Origin of the sequence: Bradyrhizobium sp. 153 (assembly GCF_023073835.1) — a bacterium.
Lineage (GTDB): Bacteria > Pseudomonadota > Alphaproteobacteria > Rhizobiales > Xanthobacteraceae > Bradyrhizobium.
Genome location: NZ_JADPKH010000120.1, coordinates 231715 through 247657, shown reverse-complemented (window position 1 = coordinate 247657; position 15943 = coordinate 231715). Strand labels below are relative to the sequence as shown.

Sequence of the window (15943 nt, the reverse complement as noted above, 5' to 3'; positions counted from 1 at the left end):
TGTCTTTCTGATTGCACTGGTCGTCTTTAAAGAGGCAATTTTACGATCGTGGGTGCGCTCTTCAGAGGGGCCAGCACATGATTGAGCTTTGGATCAAGTGGTTTGAGTCCCTGGCCTCGGTCGAGGGGCTGGCAGCCATCGTCGTTGTTGCCGTAATGACCGCTGGCGTTCTTACGCTGATTGAGGGGCGGCGCAGTAGGACCAAAAAACATTAGCTGCAAGAACCAAAAGAACAGCCAACTGGACCAGGGTGGTTCCACAAAGTAAGTGGCCCTATGAGATGCTCGTATGCAGGAGGATCGAATGATCGCTTCTCATGCAAGTTGGAATGCTCCTTGGCGAGAGACATTCTGCATCTTCGTGCTGTTGAGCATGCTGGTCGCGGCTCCGGCCCTTTTGATAATATTCCTGCTGGAATGGCAACTCGTCTTACCAGCGCTGAGTCTTCTGTTTTTCTCGGATGCGATGATCACCGCGCTCTTGGCCCTGGCAAAGTCAGGGACTGCAACGGTAGGCAAAATTTCTCTGTGGGATATCGCAGGTGCGTTCACAATGATCGGTTGCGCCGCAGCGATTTTTGGCGAGCCAGATCAGGTAGCACTGCTTTTCGGGCAGACCGCTGGACCGCATTCGGACGCCGCTGCCGGAGATAGATACCTTAGCGATCGAGCCGCGATGGACTAGAACTGGATCTGTATTGGGGCTCTGGAGGTGACTCGAATGGGTCGGGCTGGCAGATAAATACGCGCCTCGCTCGGAGCCGAACCTGGGGCCATGACCCTTGATAGACCATCTTCATACGGATGTTCTTAGCGCACTCGTGCAGGTCGTTCTGATTGACCTTGTGCTCGCTGGTGATAACGCCATCGTCATCGGCCTTGCTGCAGCGGGACTTCCTCAAGGGCAACGATCCAAGGCCATTTTGATCGGGATCGTCGCCGCGACGATACTGCGTCTTCTCTTAGCGGGGATAGCCACGCAAATCCTGCAGATCGTCGGCCTTCTGCTCGCTGGCGGGATCCTGTTGCTGTGGGTATGTTGGAAAATGTGGCGAGAGTTGCGCACGTCTCCCGCAGGGTCAACTGTTTGGAAAGGGACCATAGGGGCCATTGCAGAAAGCAAACCTCGCAAAACGCTCTTCCAAGCGAGTTGGCAGATTATCGTGGCCGACGCTTCCATGTCTCTCGACAACGTCCTTGCCGTCGCAGGGGCGGCACGCGATCATCCAGTAGTCTTGATTTTCGGCTTGGGGCTTTCCATCGCGATGATGGGCCTGGCCGCTTCTTTCATTGCCGGCCTTCTGCAAACTCATCGATGGCTCGCTTACGTCGGACTGGCCGTCATTCTCTATGTGGCAGTGGAGATGATCTGGCGCGGAACATTGGAGATCATGAAGGTCGCATCGATATGAGGGCCCTGTTGTGTCTGACGGCACCGCATGCCTAGAATTTCCCAGTTGTCCGACGAGATGCTGTATGCTCCACTCAGGGGAAGGCTGCACTGCTTTGCCCCTATCACAGCCCCATGCCAAATTCTTGCGAATGCCACCGCTTGGGAGCAATCTTGAGTTAGCCAGCTGGTTGGTCGCGGATTTCGGCGTTGAGGGTCACGTGTCCCCTTTCTCGAATTTACTGATCTTGCACAAATTGATGGCCGCGTTTGCAGCCGTGATAGCCGTCATATTTGTGAGTGGCGCAATCGTATATGACAGACTTGGCGTGATCGAAGAGGCCAAAAACTGGCGTGTCCATACCACTGACGTGTTGGACACGCTAGAGATGGCGGTGGCCGCAGCGCTTGATCAAGAAACGAGTTTGCGCGGTTATTTGATCAGCGGCGATGAGAAATTCTTGGATCCATACCGCGAGGGCGGCGACAAGTTCATCGCGGCGATCCGGAAACTTAGAGCACAGACATCGGATAACCAGGACCAGCAACACCGGCTTGATGAATTGAACAAGTTGGCGACTATGTGGCGCATCGAGACCGCCGAGCGCGAGATCGCGCTGATGGCGAATCCCGCGACTCGCGAGGAGGCGCGCACGTTGGAGGGGGCGACCGGCAAAGCTGCCATGGATGCAATCCGTGCCAAGGCAAATGAAATCGAGAAGGCTGAGCGCGATCTGTTGGCCAGGCGTGACGCCGTGCAGAAGCAGGCGTACGCCACTGCATACACGGCGACCGCGCTGGGCGCCGCAGCCTCGCTCCTGATTGCGGTATTGATGGGCATCCTACTGACGCGCGTTATCGCGACGCCGATCACCCGAATGACCGGCGCCATGACCGCACTCGCAAAGGGCGACACTAGCATCGACGTGCCCGGGATTGATCGGCGTGACGAAATCGGCGCGATGGCGGGTGCGGTCGAAGTTTTCAAGAAGGCTGTCATGGAACGGCAAAAGACCCAGGTCGAACTCGCTCATGTCAGTCGTGTCGCGACGATTGGGCAGCTGACGGCTTCGATTGCCCATGAAGTCAATCAGCCGATCTCGGCTGTGCTCACCAATGCGGACGCCGCCTTGAACTGGCTCGGCGCTAACCCGCCCAATCTAAATAAGACCCGCGAGTCCCTCGAGCACATTGTCGCAGATAGCCGACGAGCTGGCGAGATCGTCGACCGTATCCGCTCTATGGTCAGGAAAGCGCCGGTACCCAAAAGCCGCCTCGACCTCAACGAAGCCGTCCTGGACGTCGTCGCTATGGTCCGAAGCGAGGCGGTGAGGCATGAGATTTCGCTACAGACGCAACTGGCGGAGGACCTGCCGCAGATCGAAGGTGAGCGCATTCAGCTGCAGCAGGTGCTCCTGAATCTGATCCTCAATGCCATCGACGCCGTGAACAGCGTTGAGGATGGCTGGCGGGAGCTGCAGATCAGTACCGAAAGGGATGTTGCGGGTGATGTACGCGTCTCCGTGCGAGACTCGGGCCCGGGGCTCGACCCGACGAGTGAAGAACTCGTTTTCGAAGCGTTCTACACGACCAAATCGCACGGCTTAGGGATGGGCCTGGCCATTTGTCGGTCGATCATCGCAGCTCATGGCGGCCAGTTGTGGGTCACGAGGAATAAGCCTCGGGGGGCCGTCTTCCAGTTCACCCTCGCTCCCCACCAGGACTAGGCCGTTTGGCCAGAGCCAGTGGGCTGGGCCTATGCTTGGAGATTGAGTGGTGCGCCGATTTGGGCTAGCTCCTCCAAAACAACGTCTTCCCCTGCTCCGATTCTTAGCGCTCGGCTCCAATCACACCGACTGTGATCTACCAGGTCCTCAGATTAGAAATGAAGGCTGGCGCGCGCCTAAGCCTCGGTAGAACGGTTGCTTCGGCACAACCGAGCGTGTCGCCGCCTTCGTGTCCGGCGCGTTGCCGTTGTGCTCGTCCTCTGGTCCTGATCTTAGCCTTCGCAAATTCTGTCGATCGATACCCGGAAATGGCAGCACTCGACATGACTGAAGACATCATCGTTCTGGGCGGCTTGGCCACCCTGTTCTGCTGGACCTACAGCTGCTTGCCACTGATCTTTTACAACTGAGTTTCGGCACGCTGGGGCTGCGGCCGAAATATGCCGGGCGAAAGCGCCTCCACTCGGCTCGATTCGGGATAGGAGGTCGCCCAGGCGAGTAGTTCAGAAGCCTCCAGACGGGGCTGCCGCAGACCACGATCCACTTGGCGGGCGCGCGACTTCGATGGAGGGTCCGCCTGCACCTCTACTGCGCTATCAGGGTCAGATCGGCTGCCCTCGCCCGCAATTCGAGGCATGATCGTCGCGCGGGGACGAGACATAGAACTTAGCAGACAACGCTGACGAACGGGACCATTGACGCTTGTCGACGAGGCCGGACACGCTCCGACGCCCATCAGGCCGATGGCAAACACCCAAACGAGCAGCGCGTCTTGGATTGGCCAGGGGGATTGCCATTTCCTCTTTCTGGATACCTTCGGCGGACTAGCCGGCGTTTGCCGAACGGGTTCGGAGGAATGCAATGCCCTCTACAGCCGCCTCGATGCGATGATGCCGTGTCCTTTCTCGGAGGGTACCAATGACTGACGACTCGTTCTTATTGTTTGAAGAAACTTTGTCGCGCGACAAAAATGCGCCTGCCGGAGTGCGAAAAATGGCAGTACACCCCCCGACGTGCGGCACTCGGCGTTGCCGCTACGGTACGGCTGCAGCGGCCGGCAGACCTGACAAGTGCAATAGGGAGGGTCTCTAATGCGCGATTTGCTCCTTAAGCTCTGCGTAGGCACAGCGGCGATATTGGCCGCCGGCGCGGCAGTTGCCAGCGACGAACTTCTTAGGATGTCGCAGAACCCGAAAGACTGGGTGATGCCGACTGGCAACTACGCCAACCACCGCTATTCCCAACTCAAGCAGATTACCTCTGACAATGTGGCCAAGCTAAAGGTTGCGTGGACGTTTTCGACTGGTGTCCTGCGCGGGCATGAGGGCGGACCGCTGGTGATCGGCAATGTCATGTATGTGCATGGACCATTTCCGAATCCACTGTATGCGCTTGATCTCGACAACGACGCCAAAATTCTCTGGAAATACGAGCCAAAACAGGACCCAAACGTGATTCCCGTTATGTGCTGCGACACCGTCAATCGCGGAGCGGCATACGGCGACGGGAAGATATTCTTGTACCAAGCCGATACGACGCTGGTGGCCCTAGACGCAAAGAGCGGCCAGCCGGTTTGGTCGGTCAAAAATGGTGATCCGTCAAAGGGTGAGACCGGAACATCGGCTCCCATGGTGATCAAGGACAAGGTATTCGTCGGCATCTCTGGCGGCGAGTTTGCGGTTCGTGGTTCGCTAACCGCGTACGACGTAAAAACTGGGAAACAGGCGTGGCGTGCGTACTCGATCGGTCCGGACAATGAGATTCTCATCGACCCGCAAAAAACAACAGAGCTCGGCAAACCGGTCGGCCCGGACTCGAGCCTCAAGACCTGGCAAGGTGAACAGTGGAAGCTCGGCGGATCGACCACTTGGGGATGGTACTCATACGATCCTGAGCTCAACCTAATTTATTACGGCTCCGCCAATCCAGGAACGTGGAATCCAAGCCAACGACCAGGTGACAACAAATGGTCAATGACCATCTTCGCGCGAGATGTCGACACCGGAGTGGCAAAATGGGTGTATCAGATGACACCCCACGACGAGTGGGACTACGATGGTGTCAACGAAATGATCCTTGTTGACCAGACCATCGGGGGTACACCTCGGAATCTGCTCGTTCACTTCGACAGAAATGGATTCGCCTACACCCTCGATCGCGGCAGCGGCGAGCTCCTGGTCGCGGAAAAATATGATCCCGTGGTAAACTGGGCGACGAAGATCGACATGGACAAGCGGTCGCAGACTTACGGTCGTCCGCTCGTGGATCCGAAATTTAGTACGCGGCAGGAGGATGTGAATGTGACTGGGATCTGCCCAGCTGCACTTGGAACCAAAGACCAACAGCCGGCCGCATTCTCGCCTGATACGGGCCTGTTCTACGTCCCGACGAACCACGTCTGCATGGACTACGAGCCATTCAAGGTGAGCTACACAGCAGGGCAGCCTTATGTCGGCGCTACACTGTCAATGTATCCGCCTCGTGGCGAGAATCATATGGGCAACTTCATTGCTTGGGACGCACGTACTGGCAAAATCGTTTGGTCGAACAAAGAGCAGTTCTCAGTGTGGTCCGGCGCACTAGCAACGGCGGGAAACGTTGTGTTCTACGGCACACTCGAAGGGTATCTCAAAGCTGTCGACGCGAAGACGGGCAACGAGCTTTACAAGTTCAAGACGCCCTCAGGAATCATTGGAAACGTGACGACGTACGAGTATGCAGGCAAGCAGTACATTGCCGTTCTATCGGGCGTCGGCGGCTGGGCCGGTATCGGCCTTGCAGCCGGTCTTACCGAGCCAACTGCGGGTTTGGGTGCTGTTGGGGGCTACGCTGGGCTACGCGATTTTACGACGCTGGGAGGGCAGATCACTGTTTTCTCATTACCTTAACGCAGCCGATCCCTGTGAACCGAGTGTTCAGCCGCCACGGTAGTTCTCGGGCAACTCTGCGAACGTAATAGTGTTCGGCTCCAGCGATCGGCTGATAACGCTTTCGTAAACGCGCAACGCATGGGATAGCTCTCCGGACAGGGCATGAAATTCCGCAACTTAGGCGAACGCGCGAAGCACGTTGGTCGGATCGAAACCTTGCATCGCAAGATCGATGGCGGTTTCAAGCATCAATTGAAACTCGTCCTCGATTGCTGTTCATCATCGCGACCTCATTCCTGCACCCCAGTGAGATCATGGAGACGCTCGATGTACTATTCGGCGAATGATATTTGCTGACTTTTCAGCACGCCTCCTCGTCGACCGGCACCCGGTTCGATCATTCAGTCAACTCGCGACGTGGGCTGACATAGTCGCGATCGTATCTTTCTTGGCGCCGCTTGCGGGGGAGGCGGGCGGCTTTCTGCGGATTCTGCGAACGTTAGGGAGCACCTGTTGTTCGGCAGGTGCTGGGGGATTAATCGCTCCAAACGAGGGGTGTCTGACTAGGACAGCACCCAGAAATTATTCCAGGGATTCAAAGTTGTGAATCCGATGCGAAAGAACGCGCTGGAGCTAAGGTTCGCAACAGGTCTTGCAAGACGATGGGACGCAAGACAAACAGTCGAACCGAGTGCGAACTCAATCGTTCCTGAAGCCGGCCGCGGGGGCCGCAAGCAATGCCGATGGCCACTAGCGCCTTCGGCCGGTAAGCTTGGCTCGGCGTGGACGCTTGCTTTTCTGTTTGAGCCTCGTTGGTTTTGCGCTCTTCTCAGCCGCGAGAACTCGGGCTCGGACTTCCTCTAATTCAACGAGTGCAGAAACGATGCTCTGAAGACGTTTGCGAATAGCAGCAGCAGGAATGACTGCTCGACTGCGGGTACTCATTAGACGCCCCTACTTACTAGCCCGCCATTGGCCAGCCCGAGTTGTTCCCAGGGGAACAGTCGCAATGTCCTGCCGGATCGCTTATCTTAGGCACATGCGTATGGCATACGAGCTCTGCCTGTCATTCGGCGCGCTGATTGACCCCTTGTCGGCGCCGAAGAAGGTTGACCCCGGCGGGCAATGGCGAAGCCGTTGAACAATTGCCGAAAATACATCGAGCGTGGGGTCAATGTTGGGCTCTGACTCATTTCTGATGAAGTTCGCCGGCGACTGTGGTTCTAGGTGCATCCCAAGCAAAGTTCAAACCCAAAGCGATGGCGCTTGCTGAGGAAGGTGCCTCTATGCAAGACAATCGGCCCCGAAGTGCGAGAAGTGCAATAAGAGAAATCCCCCTGTGCCAGTATCTCTTGACGGCGAAATTCGCGATGGCCGCCATCATATGCAGGTCCGTATCTATTTCGAAGATACGGACGCCGGCCAGATTGTTTATCACGCGAATTTCTTGCGCTTCATGGAACGCGGCAGAACAAATTACTTGCGTCTGCTCGGAACGAATCAGCAAGAGCTCCTCAAAGAAGCGCAGGAAGATGCGCCAGGCTTTGCTTTCGTAGTCCGTTCGATGAGTATCGATTTTCTAAAGCCAGCAATCCTGGACGACCTACTTGAAGTTGTCACGGTTCCAGAAGAGGTAAGGGGTGCGTCGATTACCCTGCTGCAGGAATGCAGGCGCGGGGACGATCTTTTGGTCACGGCCCGCGTGCGCGCGGCGTTTATCTCAGGCGGAAAAGCGCAACGTATCCCGAAGGCGCTGCGGTTCGCCATAGGAGGAGCGTAGAAAAATCGACGCTTGTTTACGCTATAGCCCTCCAACGTCCCAATGAAATCAAGGCGCTGTGTTGCGATGTTGGCAAGCCAGAGTTCTCCGGCATCGTCTATCATGCCAATTATCTGCGCTATATGGAGCGCGGGCGGACCAATCATCTGCGGCTGATGGGCGCCGAGCAGCAGGCGCTGTTCGAGCAGCCCGAGACCGACGGCGCCGGCTTCGCCTTCGTGGTGCGCTCGATGCATCTGGACTTTTTGAAGCCCGCGCGGATGGACGACGTGCTCGATGTCGTGACCTGGCCGATCGCGGTGAAGGGCGCTTCCATCATGCTGGCGCAGGAGGTGCGCCGGGCTGAGGACGTGCTGGTGAAAGCGGAAGTGCGCGTCGCCTTCATCAGCGGCGGTCGCGCGCAGCCGATTCCGAAATCGATCCGGACCTTGATGAAGGCCGATCTGATTTCGTGATCGCCCGATTTGCAGTGGCCTATCGACTCCACCAATTGCAGCGATAGATTGCGGCCCCAACCAACCGATGAGGCCATCATGTCGCGCCCGCCGCTTCCGCCCTTCACGAGAGAGACCGCTGCGCAAAAGGCGCGCATGGCCGAGGACGCCTGGAATTCGCGCGATCCGGCGCGCGTCGCGCTCGCCTATACCGAGGACAGCCGCTGGCGCAATCGTTCTGAAGTCTTTCAGGGCCGTGAGGCAATCGTTGCATTCCTCACCCGCAAATGGGAGAGGGAGCACGACTACCGACTGATCAAGGACCTCTGGGCTTTCGACGGCAATCGTATCGCGGTGCGCTTCCAGTACGAATGGCATGATGGCAAAGGTCAGTGGTATCGCTCCTACGGCAACGAGCAGTGGGAATTCGACGAGCACGGCCTGATGAAGCGGCGCGAGGCCTCGATCAACGACATTGCGATCGCCGAGAAGGACCGCCGCTTTCACTGGCCCGCGCCGGGGCCGCGGCCGGCAGATGTGCCGGGGCTGGGCGAGAGTCCGTTCTGAGCCCTCAACCCTCATGGTGAGGAGCCGCGAAGCGGCGTCTCGAACCATGCAGGCCTCGCCGTTGCGGTGGGGGCCTCGATTCTTCGAGACGCGCGCGAGAGCGCGCTCCTCAGGATGAGGGGATGGATTTGCGCGTCAAGAACCTTGTGATCGCCCCACCGAGCTTCGCGTTGTCCATCGGCTGCGTCAGTGACGCTCGCGCCGTTGCGACGACATCATCCGGCGCCTTGCCGTCGCGCAGGTCGCAACACACCTGTGCGAACGCCACGTCGAACTCCGGATGCGGCTGCACGGTCAGCGTGGTGCCGTTGGCGTAGAGCAGGCCGGCATGCGGCGTGAAGTCCGACGACAGGATCGTCAGCGCCTCGTTCGGCGGCTCGATCACCTGGTCCTGATGCGAGGCGGCGATTGCGATGGCTTCGCCGTCGACGACGCCATTCTCCGGCAGCACCTGATAAACGTGCCGGCCGATGCCCCAACCCTTCTCCGACTTGCGTACAGTGCCGCCGAGCGCTTGTGCGATCAGTTGATGGCCGAAGCAGACGCCCACCATCGGCGTCTTGTTGGCGTAAGCCGTGCGCACGAAATCTTCCAGCGGCGCGATCCAGTCGAGCCTGTCATAGACGCCGGCCGCCGCGCCGGTGATCAGGATGGCCTCCAAGCCGCGCGGATCGGGCAGCGCATCCCCATTCGGAATGCTGACGATGTCGATTGTAGCCATAGGGTCCTCGGCGAGGATCATGCGCTCGAACATGTCCGGAAACGAGCCGTGCCGCTCGCGATGCTCTTGAGGAACGAGCCCGGTCTCGACGATGGTGATGCGTGCCATATGCTACCTGCGGAGGCAGGCAGCATACAACAGGACCCGCACGGCGTCCAAATCAACCAGGCGCAAAACCATGTGCGGACTTGTCCTCGAGCTCAGTGAGCGCCTTGCGCATGGTCTCGACCAGATCCAGCGCCACCGGCGAGGGGCTGCGCTGGGCCGGGAAGACGGCCGAGAACTCGAAGTCGATGCGCGGCAGGAAGCGGCGCACGACGACGCCGCGCGTTGCAAATTCCTGTGCGGTGAAGGGATCGCAGATCGACACGCCAAGCCCCGACGACACCATGCCGCACATGATCTCCGACAGCGTGGTCTCCACCCGCAGCACGCGGCGAACGTCGCTGCGATGGAAGACCTGGTCGACCAGGTGCCGGCTCGATGATCCCGCCGACAGCGAGATGAACGTCTCGCCCTCGAAATCGCCCGGCTCCAGCACTTCCTTCTCCGCCAAACGATGTCCGGTCGGCAGCACCGCGACACGCGCCAACGCCGGCAGCCGCAGGCTCGGCAGCCCGGAATGGGCGATCGGCACCTCGGCAAAGCCGATGTCGCATTGATTGTTCAGCACCCAGTCGACCACGATCGGCGAGATCACGCCGAAGAAGGCGAGGTTGAGGTTGGGCCGCTCCTTCAAGAACTGCCCGGCGAGCCGCGGCAGATAGCCGTTCGCGAGCGCCGGCAGCGCGGCGATGCGCAGCGAGCCGGTGCGCCGGCCGCGGATTTCTTCGGCCGCCGCGGTGATGCGTTCGAGACCGACGAACGAGCGCTCGACTTCGGTGTAGAGCGCCATGGCCGCCGCGGTCGGCACGAGACCGGTGCCGCGTCGTTCGAACAACTCCATCTTCAGCAGCGCCTGGAAGTCGCGCAGCAACCGGCTGACGGCGGGCTGCGTCACCACCATCAGCTTTGCCGCCTCGGTGACGCTGCCGGTCAGCATGGTCGCCCGAAAGGCCTCAACCTGCCGCGAATTGATCCGCGCCATCTCGAATTCCACTCATAACATTTCGGCATGCAGAGGGTGCCATTATTCATTGGACGATGGAAGCTTGGTTTTGCGATCTTTTTCATCAGAGCTGGAGCCAGCCCGCTTTTTCGGCAGATTGGAGACGTTCAAACCTCCAAATCGCGCCAAAACCCGCCGAGCAGGGGCCGGAGCCCTGGTCGGAGAGGAATTTGCGCGGAAGGAAATGCGGAAGGTGCTTCGGCCGGAGACTTGTCGGCACGTCACCTCATTCCGGTATGGAGATCGGTCCACATGAAGACTTTTCGCCTTCTGACCGCGGTCAGCATCGCGGCGCTGATTGCCGCCCCGTCGGCCGCCTCGGCCCAGCAAAAGACGCTCTATGTCGCCGGCTATGGCGGCTCGTTCGAGAAGACGATCCGCGACGAGGTGATCCCCGCTTTCGAGAAGGAGAACGGCGTCAAGGTCGAGTACGTCGCCGGCAACTCGACCGACACACTGGCAAAGCTCCAGGCGCAGAAGGGCAACCAGCAGATCGACGTCGCCATCGTCGATGACGGCCCGATGTACCAGGCGATGCAGCTCGGCTTCTGCGGCAAGCTCGACGGATTGCCGGCCGATCTCTACGACACCGCCCGCTTCAAGGATGATCGTGCGGTCGCGATCGGCATCGTCGCGACCGGCCTGATGTACAACACCAAGGTGTTCAAAGAGAAAGGTTGGGCGCCGCCGACCTCGTGGAACGATCTGAAGGACCCGAAATACGCGAAGCAACTCGTCATCCCCCCGATCAACAACACCTACGGCCTCGAAGCCCTGGTGATGCTGTCGAAGATGAATGGCGGCGGCGAGACCAACGTCGATTCAGGCTTCAAGATCTTCAAGGAGCAGATCAATCCGAACGTGCTCGCCTATGAGCCGTCGCCCGGCAAGATGACCGAGCTGTTCCAGTCCGGCCAGGCCGTGATCGCGGTGTGGGGTACCGGCCGCGTGCAGAGCTTCGCCAATACCGGCTTTCCCGTCGACTTCGTCTATCCGAAGGAAGGCGCCGCGACGCTGCTGACGACGGCATGTCCAATCGCCAAGCCCAACGCTTCTCCTCTGGCCGCGAGCTTCGTCAAGATGCTGCTCGATCCCAAGATCCAGCTGGTGATGCTGAAGGACTATGGCTACGGCCCGGTGCTGAAATCGCTGGTGATCCCGCCCGAGCTCGGCAAGATGGCGCCGATCGGCGAGCGCGCGGCGAAGCTCTATAATCCGGACTGGACCGTCATCAACGAGAAGCGCGAGGAGTGGACCAAGCGCTGGAATCGCGAGGTCGAGCGCTGATCTGATCGTCCGTAGCGGAGACAGCGCATGGCCTATCTCGAGCTTGATCGGGTCGCAAAACAGTTCGGCGCGCAGACCGTGGTCGATGACTTCAGTCTGTCGGTGAGGAAGGGGGAGTTCATCTCCTTCCTCGGGCCTTCCGGCTGCGGCAAGACCACGACGTTGCAGATGATCGCGGGCTTCCTCGATCCCACCCGCGGTGCGATCCGGCTGGAGGGCAAGGACCTCACCGCGATCCATCCGGCCAAGCGCGGCCTCGGCATCGTGTTCCAGAGCTACGCGCTGTTTCCGCACATGACCGTGGCGGAGAACGTCGCCTTCGGCCTCGAGATGCGCAAGGTGTCGCGCGCTGAAAAAGCCGAGCGCGTCCGTGCCGCGCTGGCGATGGTCGGCCTCGCCGGCTATGAGGACCGTCATCCGCGCCGCATGTCCGGCGGCCAGCAGCAGCGCGTGGCGCTGGCGCGCGCGCTGGTGATCAAGCCGAGCGTCCTCCTGCTCGACGAGCCGCTGTCCAACCTCGACGCAAAGCTGCGCGAGGAGATGCAGATCGAGCTGCGCCAGATCCAGCGCACGATCGGCACCACCACGATCCTGGTCACTCACGACCAGAACGAGGCGATGTCGCTGTCCGACCGCATCGTGGTGATGAGCCAGGGCCGCATCGAGCAGATCGGCACGCCGCAGGAGACCTATGAGAAGCCGTCCTCGGCCTTCGTCTCGCAGTTCCTCGGCAAGACCAACGACTTTGCGGCGGCGATCGATCGGACCGTCACGCCGGCGCGGCTGACCGCGGGCTCCTGGAGCGCGCCGGCGCCGGCGGGTCTCAGCGGCCCTGTTACTGTCAGCATTCGCCCTGAAAGGATCGGCTTCGGCGATGCCGGCCTCAGCGCCAAGATCGTCACCCGCATCTTCCAAGGTAATCACTGGCTGTTCCAGTGCGAGAGCGAATGCGGTCCGGCGATCGTGATCCGCCAGAATGACGGCAAGGCGCAGCCGGCCGAAGGTGAGGCGGTGCGTCTGGCTTGGCGTCCCGAGGACATGAGTGTGCGTGCGAGGGGCGTCGCATGAGCGCGGCCGCCGAGGAACGTAACGCGCGTGCGCCGTGGGCTCTGACTGCGCCCGCCCTGATGCTGTTCGTCGGCGTGCTGCTGATTCCGCTGGCGATGACCGTGATGCTGTCGTTCCACGATTGGGGCCAGTACAAAGGCATCGAACCGGTCTTCATCCTCAAGAACTGGCACGAGATCGCGACCGATCCCTATTACGCCGAAATGTTCTGGCGGACCTTTCGAATCGCGATCCTGACCACATTACTCACCGCCGTCCTCGGCGCGCCTGAAGCCTACATCCTCAACCGCATGAGCGGTGGCTGGAAGAGCTTCTTCCTGCTGATCATCCTCGGGCCGCTGCTGATCTCGGTGGTGGCGCGCACGCTCGGCTGGGCGCTGCTGTTCGGCGGCAATAACGGACTGGTCAACAAGCTCTTGATGTCGCTCGGGGTGATCCGCTCCCCCATTCCCTTCATGTTCACTGAAACCGGCATGGTCGTTGCGCTCGCGCATGTGATGATGCCGTTCATGGTGCTGTCGGTATGGGCCGCGCTGCAGCGGCTCGATCCGCAGATCGAGAACGCCGCGACGTCGCTTGGCGCGGGACCCGCGACCATCATCCGCCGCATCATCATGCCCCAGATCATGCCGGGCGTGCTGTCGGGCGCCATCATCGTGTTCTCGCTCTCGGCCAGCGCCTTTGCGACGCCTGCGATCATCGGCGGCCGCCGGCTCAAGGTCGCCGCGACGCTCGCCTATGACGAGTTTCTCAACACGCTGAATTGGCCCCTCGGTGCAGCGGTCGCGACGCTCCTTCTCGTCGCGCTGGTGCTGATTGTGGTCGGCAGCAATGCGCTGATCGAGCGCCGCTATGCGGAGGTGTTCCGATGAGACGGAACGGGCCGCTGGCGTTGATCTTCCACACCATCTTCGTCATCGTCATGGTGGCACCGATCCTGGTGGTCTGCCTCGTCGCGTTTACACCCGAGGGCTTCCTGTCGCTGCCGACCAACGGATTTTCGCTACGCTGGTTCAGGACGATCGCCAACTACCCCGAATTCGTCCATGCGTTCTGGGTCAGCCTTGGGCTCGGCGCGTTGTCGTCCTTGGTGGCGCTGCTGTTCGCGGTGCCGGCGGCGCTGGCGATCGCGCGCTACCGCTTCCGCGGCCGCGATGCGCTCGCCGCGCTGTTCCTGTCGCCGCTGATGATTCCGCATGTCGTGCTCGGCATCGCCTTTCTGCGTTTCTTCACCTCCGCCGGCATGAGTGGCAGCTTCGCGGCGCTCATCATCGCGCATGTCATCATCGTGTTTCCGTTCGCGCTGCGACTAACACTGGCGGCGGCCACCGGCATGGATCTTTCTGTCGAGATGGCCGCGATTTCGCTCGGTGCCAACGGCTGGACGTTGTTCCGCCGCGTGACGCTGCCCTTGATCCTGCCCGGCGTCATCAGCGGCTGGGCGCTCGCCTTCATCCAGTCCTTCGACGATCTCACCATGACCGTCTTCCTCGCGGCGCCCGGTACCGAGACGTTGCCGGTGCGCATGTTCCTTTATATCCAGGACAACATCGATCCGCTGGTGACGTCGGTCTCGGCCTGCGTGATCGCGATCACCATGACCGCCCTCATTCTGCTCGACCGCTTCTACGGGCTCGACCGTGTGCTCGCCGGCAAGGGCGATACGGGACGATAGGAAAATCTATGTCTAAAGCGTTTTCGAGCGAAGTGGACGCCGGCTCGCGTAGAGACAACGCGTCAAAGCAAAAATCTGAATACGACGTCGCCGTCGTCGGCGGCGGGCTGCTCGGCTCCGCCATTGCCTGGGGCCTCGGCCGGCTCGGCAAAAAAGTCGCGGTGCTCGACGAAGGCGACATCGCCAAGCGCGCCTCGCGCGCGAACTTCGCGCTGGTCTGGGTGCAGAGCAAGGGGCTCGGCATGCCCGCCTATACGGTGTGGACCGTGCAGGCGTCGCAGGCGTGGAGCCGACTTGCGTCGGAGCTGAAGCAGCAGACCGGGCTCGACGTCTCTCTTCAGCAGAATGGCGGCTTCCATCTCACCCTCGGCGAGGACGAACTCGGCCAGCGCACCGAGCTGGTCAAACGCATGCACAACCAGGTCGGCGCGGCCGACTACAAGATGGAGATGCTCTCCGCATCCGAAGTGAAGAAGTCGCTGCCGCTGATCGGCCCCGAAGTTTCCGGCGGCAGCTATTGCCCGCTCGACGGCCACGTCAATTCGCTGCGCACGTTCCGCGCCTTCCACACCGGTTTCAGGGCGTTCGGCATCGATTATTTTCCGGAACGTCCGGTGTCGGCGATCAGCAAGAGCGGCGGCGAATTCCGCCTGACCACGCCGAACGGCGAGCTGCGCGCCGCGAAGGTCGTGCTTGCCGCCGGCAATGCCAACCAGACGCTGGCGCCGATGGTCGGGCTCTACGCGCCGATGGGCCCAACCCGCGGCCAGATCGTGGTGACCGAGCGCACCATGCCGTTCCTGCCACATCCGCTGACCACGATCCGCCAGACCGACGAGGGCACGGTGATGATCGGCGACAGCAAGGAGGACGAGCTCGACGACCGCGCGCTGAAGCATTCCGTCAGCGCCGTGATGACCGATCGCGCCCAGCGGATGTTTCCGCATCTGTCGCGGCTCAACGTTATCAGGAGCTGGGCCGGAATCCGCGTCATGCCGCAAGACGGCTTTCCGATCTACGACCAGTCGGAGACGCATCCCGGCGCCTTCGTCGCTTGCTGTCATTCCGGCGTGACGCTCGCCTCCAACCACGCGTTCGAGATCGCGCGCATGGTGGCGCAGGGCGCGCTCGAGCCGGAGCTGGTCGGCGCGTTCTCGGCGAGTCGTTTTGGCGGTGCGGGCGCTGCGAACCACAGCGGTTATTAGAAATAGGAGGCTCGATTTGAATCGATGCTGGCCCAGAGCTCAAATCACCTCTCCCCGTTGGGCAGAGGTGAACCCTCGCGCAGCCGAACAAGATTCCATCACGCTCTAGAAC

14 protein-coding genes and 1 pseudogene are annotated in these 15943 nt (G+C 60.5%); 13 read left to right on the top strand and 2 right to left on the bottom strand.

The annotated features are described in order from the left end of the window. Positions 1–303: 303 nt before the first annotated feature. From IVA91_RS28965 to IVA91_RS28930, 8 genes and pseudogenes are all read left to right on the top strand, one after another. Positions 304–684: a hypothetical protein gene (locus IVA91_RS28965; RefSeq protein ID WP_247416196.1), complete on the top strand. Its 381-nt coding sequence runs from the start codon at positions 304–306 to the stop codon at positions 682–684. 97 nt (positions 685–781) lie between these two features. Beyond that, positions 782–1411, top strand: a complete 630-nt coding sequence (locus IVA91_RS28960) for a TerC family protein (RefSeq protein ID WP_247459712.1) — start codon at positions 782–784, stop codon at positions 1409–1411. Between the two features lie 199 nt (positions 1412–1610). Further along, on the top strand, positions 1611–3116 hold the full coding sequence (locus tag IVA91_RS28955; protein WP_247416201.1) for a CHASE3 domain-containing protein: 1506 nt from the start codon (positions 1611–1613) through the stop codon (positions 3114–3116). 1091 nt (positions 3117–4207) lie between these two features. After that, positions 4208–6004 (top strand): lanthanide-dependent methanol dehydrogenase XoxF5, encoded by a 1797-nt coding sequence (gene xoxF5 / locus IVA91_RS28950; protein WP_247459710.1) that lies wholly within the window; start codon positions 4208–4210, stop codon positions 6002–6004. Between the two features lie 251 nt (positions 6005–6255). Then, positions 6256–6488: pseudogene (locus IVA91_RS28945) on the top strand (ion transporter); the annotation flags it as partial. A gap of 837 nt (positions 6489–7325) precedes the next feature. Beyond that, on the top strand, positions 7326–7766 hold the full coding sequence (ybgC, locus tag IVA91_RS28940) for a tol-pal system-associated acyl-CoA thioesterase (RefSeq protein WP_247280257.1): 441 nt from the start codon (positions 7326–7328) through the stop codon (positions 7764–7766). A 23-nt stretch (positions 7767–7789) separates the two neighbouring features. Beyond that, on the top strand, positions 7790–8221 hold the full coding sequence (locus IVA91_RS28935) for a YbgC/FadM family acyl-CoA thioesterase (RefSeq protein ID WP_247416337.1): 432 nt from the start codon (positions 7790–7792) through the stop codon (positions 8219–8221). Between the two features lie 78 nt (positions 8222–8299). After that, positions 8300–8767, top strand: coding sequence for a nuclear transport factor 2 family protein (locus IVA91_RS28930; protein WP_247280240.1), 468 nt, complete (start codon positions 8300–8302; stop codon positions 8765–8767). 109 nt (positions 8768–8876) lie between these two features. Here IVA91_RS28930 and IVA91_RS28925 read toward each other — a convergent pair whose 3' ends face one another. Together IVA91_RS28925 and IVA91_RS28920 are read right to left on the bottom strand one after the other, a co-directional pair. Then, positions 8877–9596: a type 1 glutamine amidotransferase gene (locus IVA91_RS28925; protein WP_247280239.1), complete on the bottom strand. Its 720-nt coding sequence runs from the start codon at positions 9594–9596 to the stop codon at positions 8877–8879. A 52-nt stretch (positions 9597–9648) separates the two neighbouring features. Further along, positions 9649–10575, bottom strand: a complete 927-nt coding sequence (locus tag IVA91_RS28920) for a LysR substrate-binding domain-containing protein (RefSeq protein WP_247280238.1) — start codon at positions 10573–10575, stop codon at positions 9649–9651. A 273-nt stretch (positions 10576–10848) separates the two neighbouring features. Between IVA91_RS28920 and IVA91_RS28915 the strand changes: the two genes are divergently transcribed. Genes IVA91_RS28915 through IVA91_RS28895 form a run of 5 tightly spaced genes read left to right on the top strand, consistent with a single transcriptional unit; the run spans position 10849 to position 15831 of the window. Next, on the top strand, positions 10849–11883 hold the full coding sequence (locus IVA91_RS28915) for an ABC transporter substrate-binding protein (RefSeq protein ID WP_247280237.1): 1035 nt from the start codon (positions 10849–10851) through the stop codon (positions 11881–11883). Between the two features lie 27 nt (positions 11884–11910). Then, entirely contained in the window at positions 11911–12951 is a 1041-nt protein-coding gene (locus IVA91_RS28910) for an ABC transporter ATP-binding protein (RefSeq protein WP_247280236.1), read from the top strand. After that, entirely contained in the window at positions 12948–13823 is an 876-nt protein-coding gene (locus IVA91_RS28905) for an ABC transporter permease (RefSeq protein WP_247280235.1), read from the top strand. The genes IVA91_RS28910 and IVA91_RS28905 overlap by 4 nt, the downstream gene beginning before the upstream one ends. Further along, positions 13820–14626, top strand: coding sequence for an ABC transporter permease (locus IVA91_RS28900; protein ID WP_247280234.1), 807 nt, complete (start codon positions 13820–13822; stop codon positions 14624–14626). Before IVA91_RS28905 ends, IVA91_RS28900 begins: the two co-directional genes overlap by 4 nt. Before the next feature lie 8 nt (positions 14627–14634). Then, positions 14635–15831: an FAD-dependent oxidoreductase gene (locus IVA91_RS28895; RefSeq protein ID WP_247280233.1), complete on the top strand. Its 1197-nt coding sequence runs from the start codon at positions 14635–14637 to the stop codon at positions 15829–15831. The last annotated feature ends 112 nt before the right edge of the window (positions 15832–15943 follow it).

What these genes read in the sequence shown, in the direction of transcription:
- IVA91_RS28965 (WP_247416196.1), top strand. Translation starts at nt 304, where the DNA reads ATGATCGCTTCTCATGCAAGTTGGAATGCTCCTTGGCGAGAGACATTC.
- xoxF5 (WP_247459710.1), top strand. Translation starts at nt 4,208, where the DNA reads ATGCGCGATTTGCTCCTTAAGCTCTGCGTAGGCACAGCGGCGATATTG.
- IVA91_RS28930 (WP_247280240.1), top strand. Translation starts at nt 8,300, where the DNA reads ATGTCGCGCCCGCCGCTTCCGCCCTTCACGAGAGAGACCGCTGCGCAA.
- IVA91_RS28925 (WP_247280239.1), bottom strand. Translation starts at nt 9,596, where the DNA reads ATGGCACGCATCACCATCGTCGAGACCGGGCTCGTTCCTCAAGAGCAT.
- IVA91_RS28920 (WP_247280238.1), bottom strand. Translation starts at nt 10,575, where the DNA reads ATGGCGCGGATCAATTCGCGGCAGGTTGAGGCCTTTCGGGCGACCATG.
- IVA91_RS28915 (WP_247280237.1), top strand. Translation starts at nt 10,849, where the DNA reads ATGAAGACTTTTCGCCTTCTGACCGCGGTCAGCATCGCGGCGCTGATT.
- IVA91_RS28910 (WP_247280236.1), top strand. Translation starts at nt 11,911, where the DNA reads ATGGCCTATCTCGAGCTTGATCGGGTCGCAAAACAGTTCGGCGCGCAG.
- IVA91_RS28905 (WP_247280235.1), top strand. Translation starts at nt 12,948, where the DNA reads ATGAGCGCGGCCGCCGAGGAACGTAACGCGCGTGCGCCGTGGGCTCTG.
- IVA91_RS28900 (WP_247280234.1), top strand. Translation starts at nt 13,820, where the DNA reads ATGAGACGGAACGGGCCGCTGGCGTTGATCTTCCACACCATCTTCGTC.
- IVA91_RS28895 (WP_247280233.1), top strand. Translation starts at nt 14,635, where the DNA reads ATGTCTAAAGCGTTTTCGAGCGAAGTGGACGCCGGCTCGCGTAGAGAC.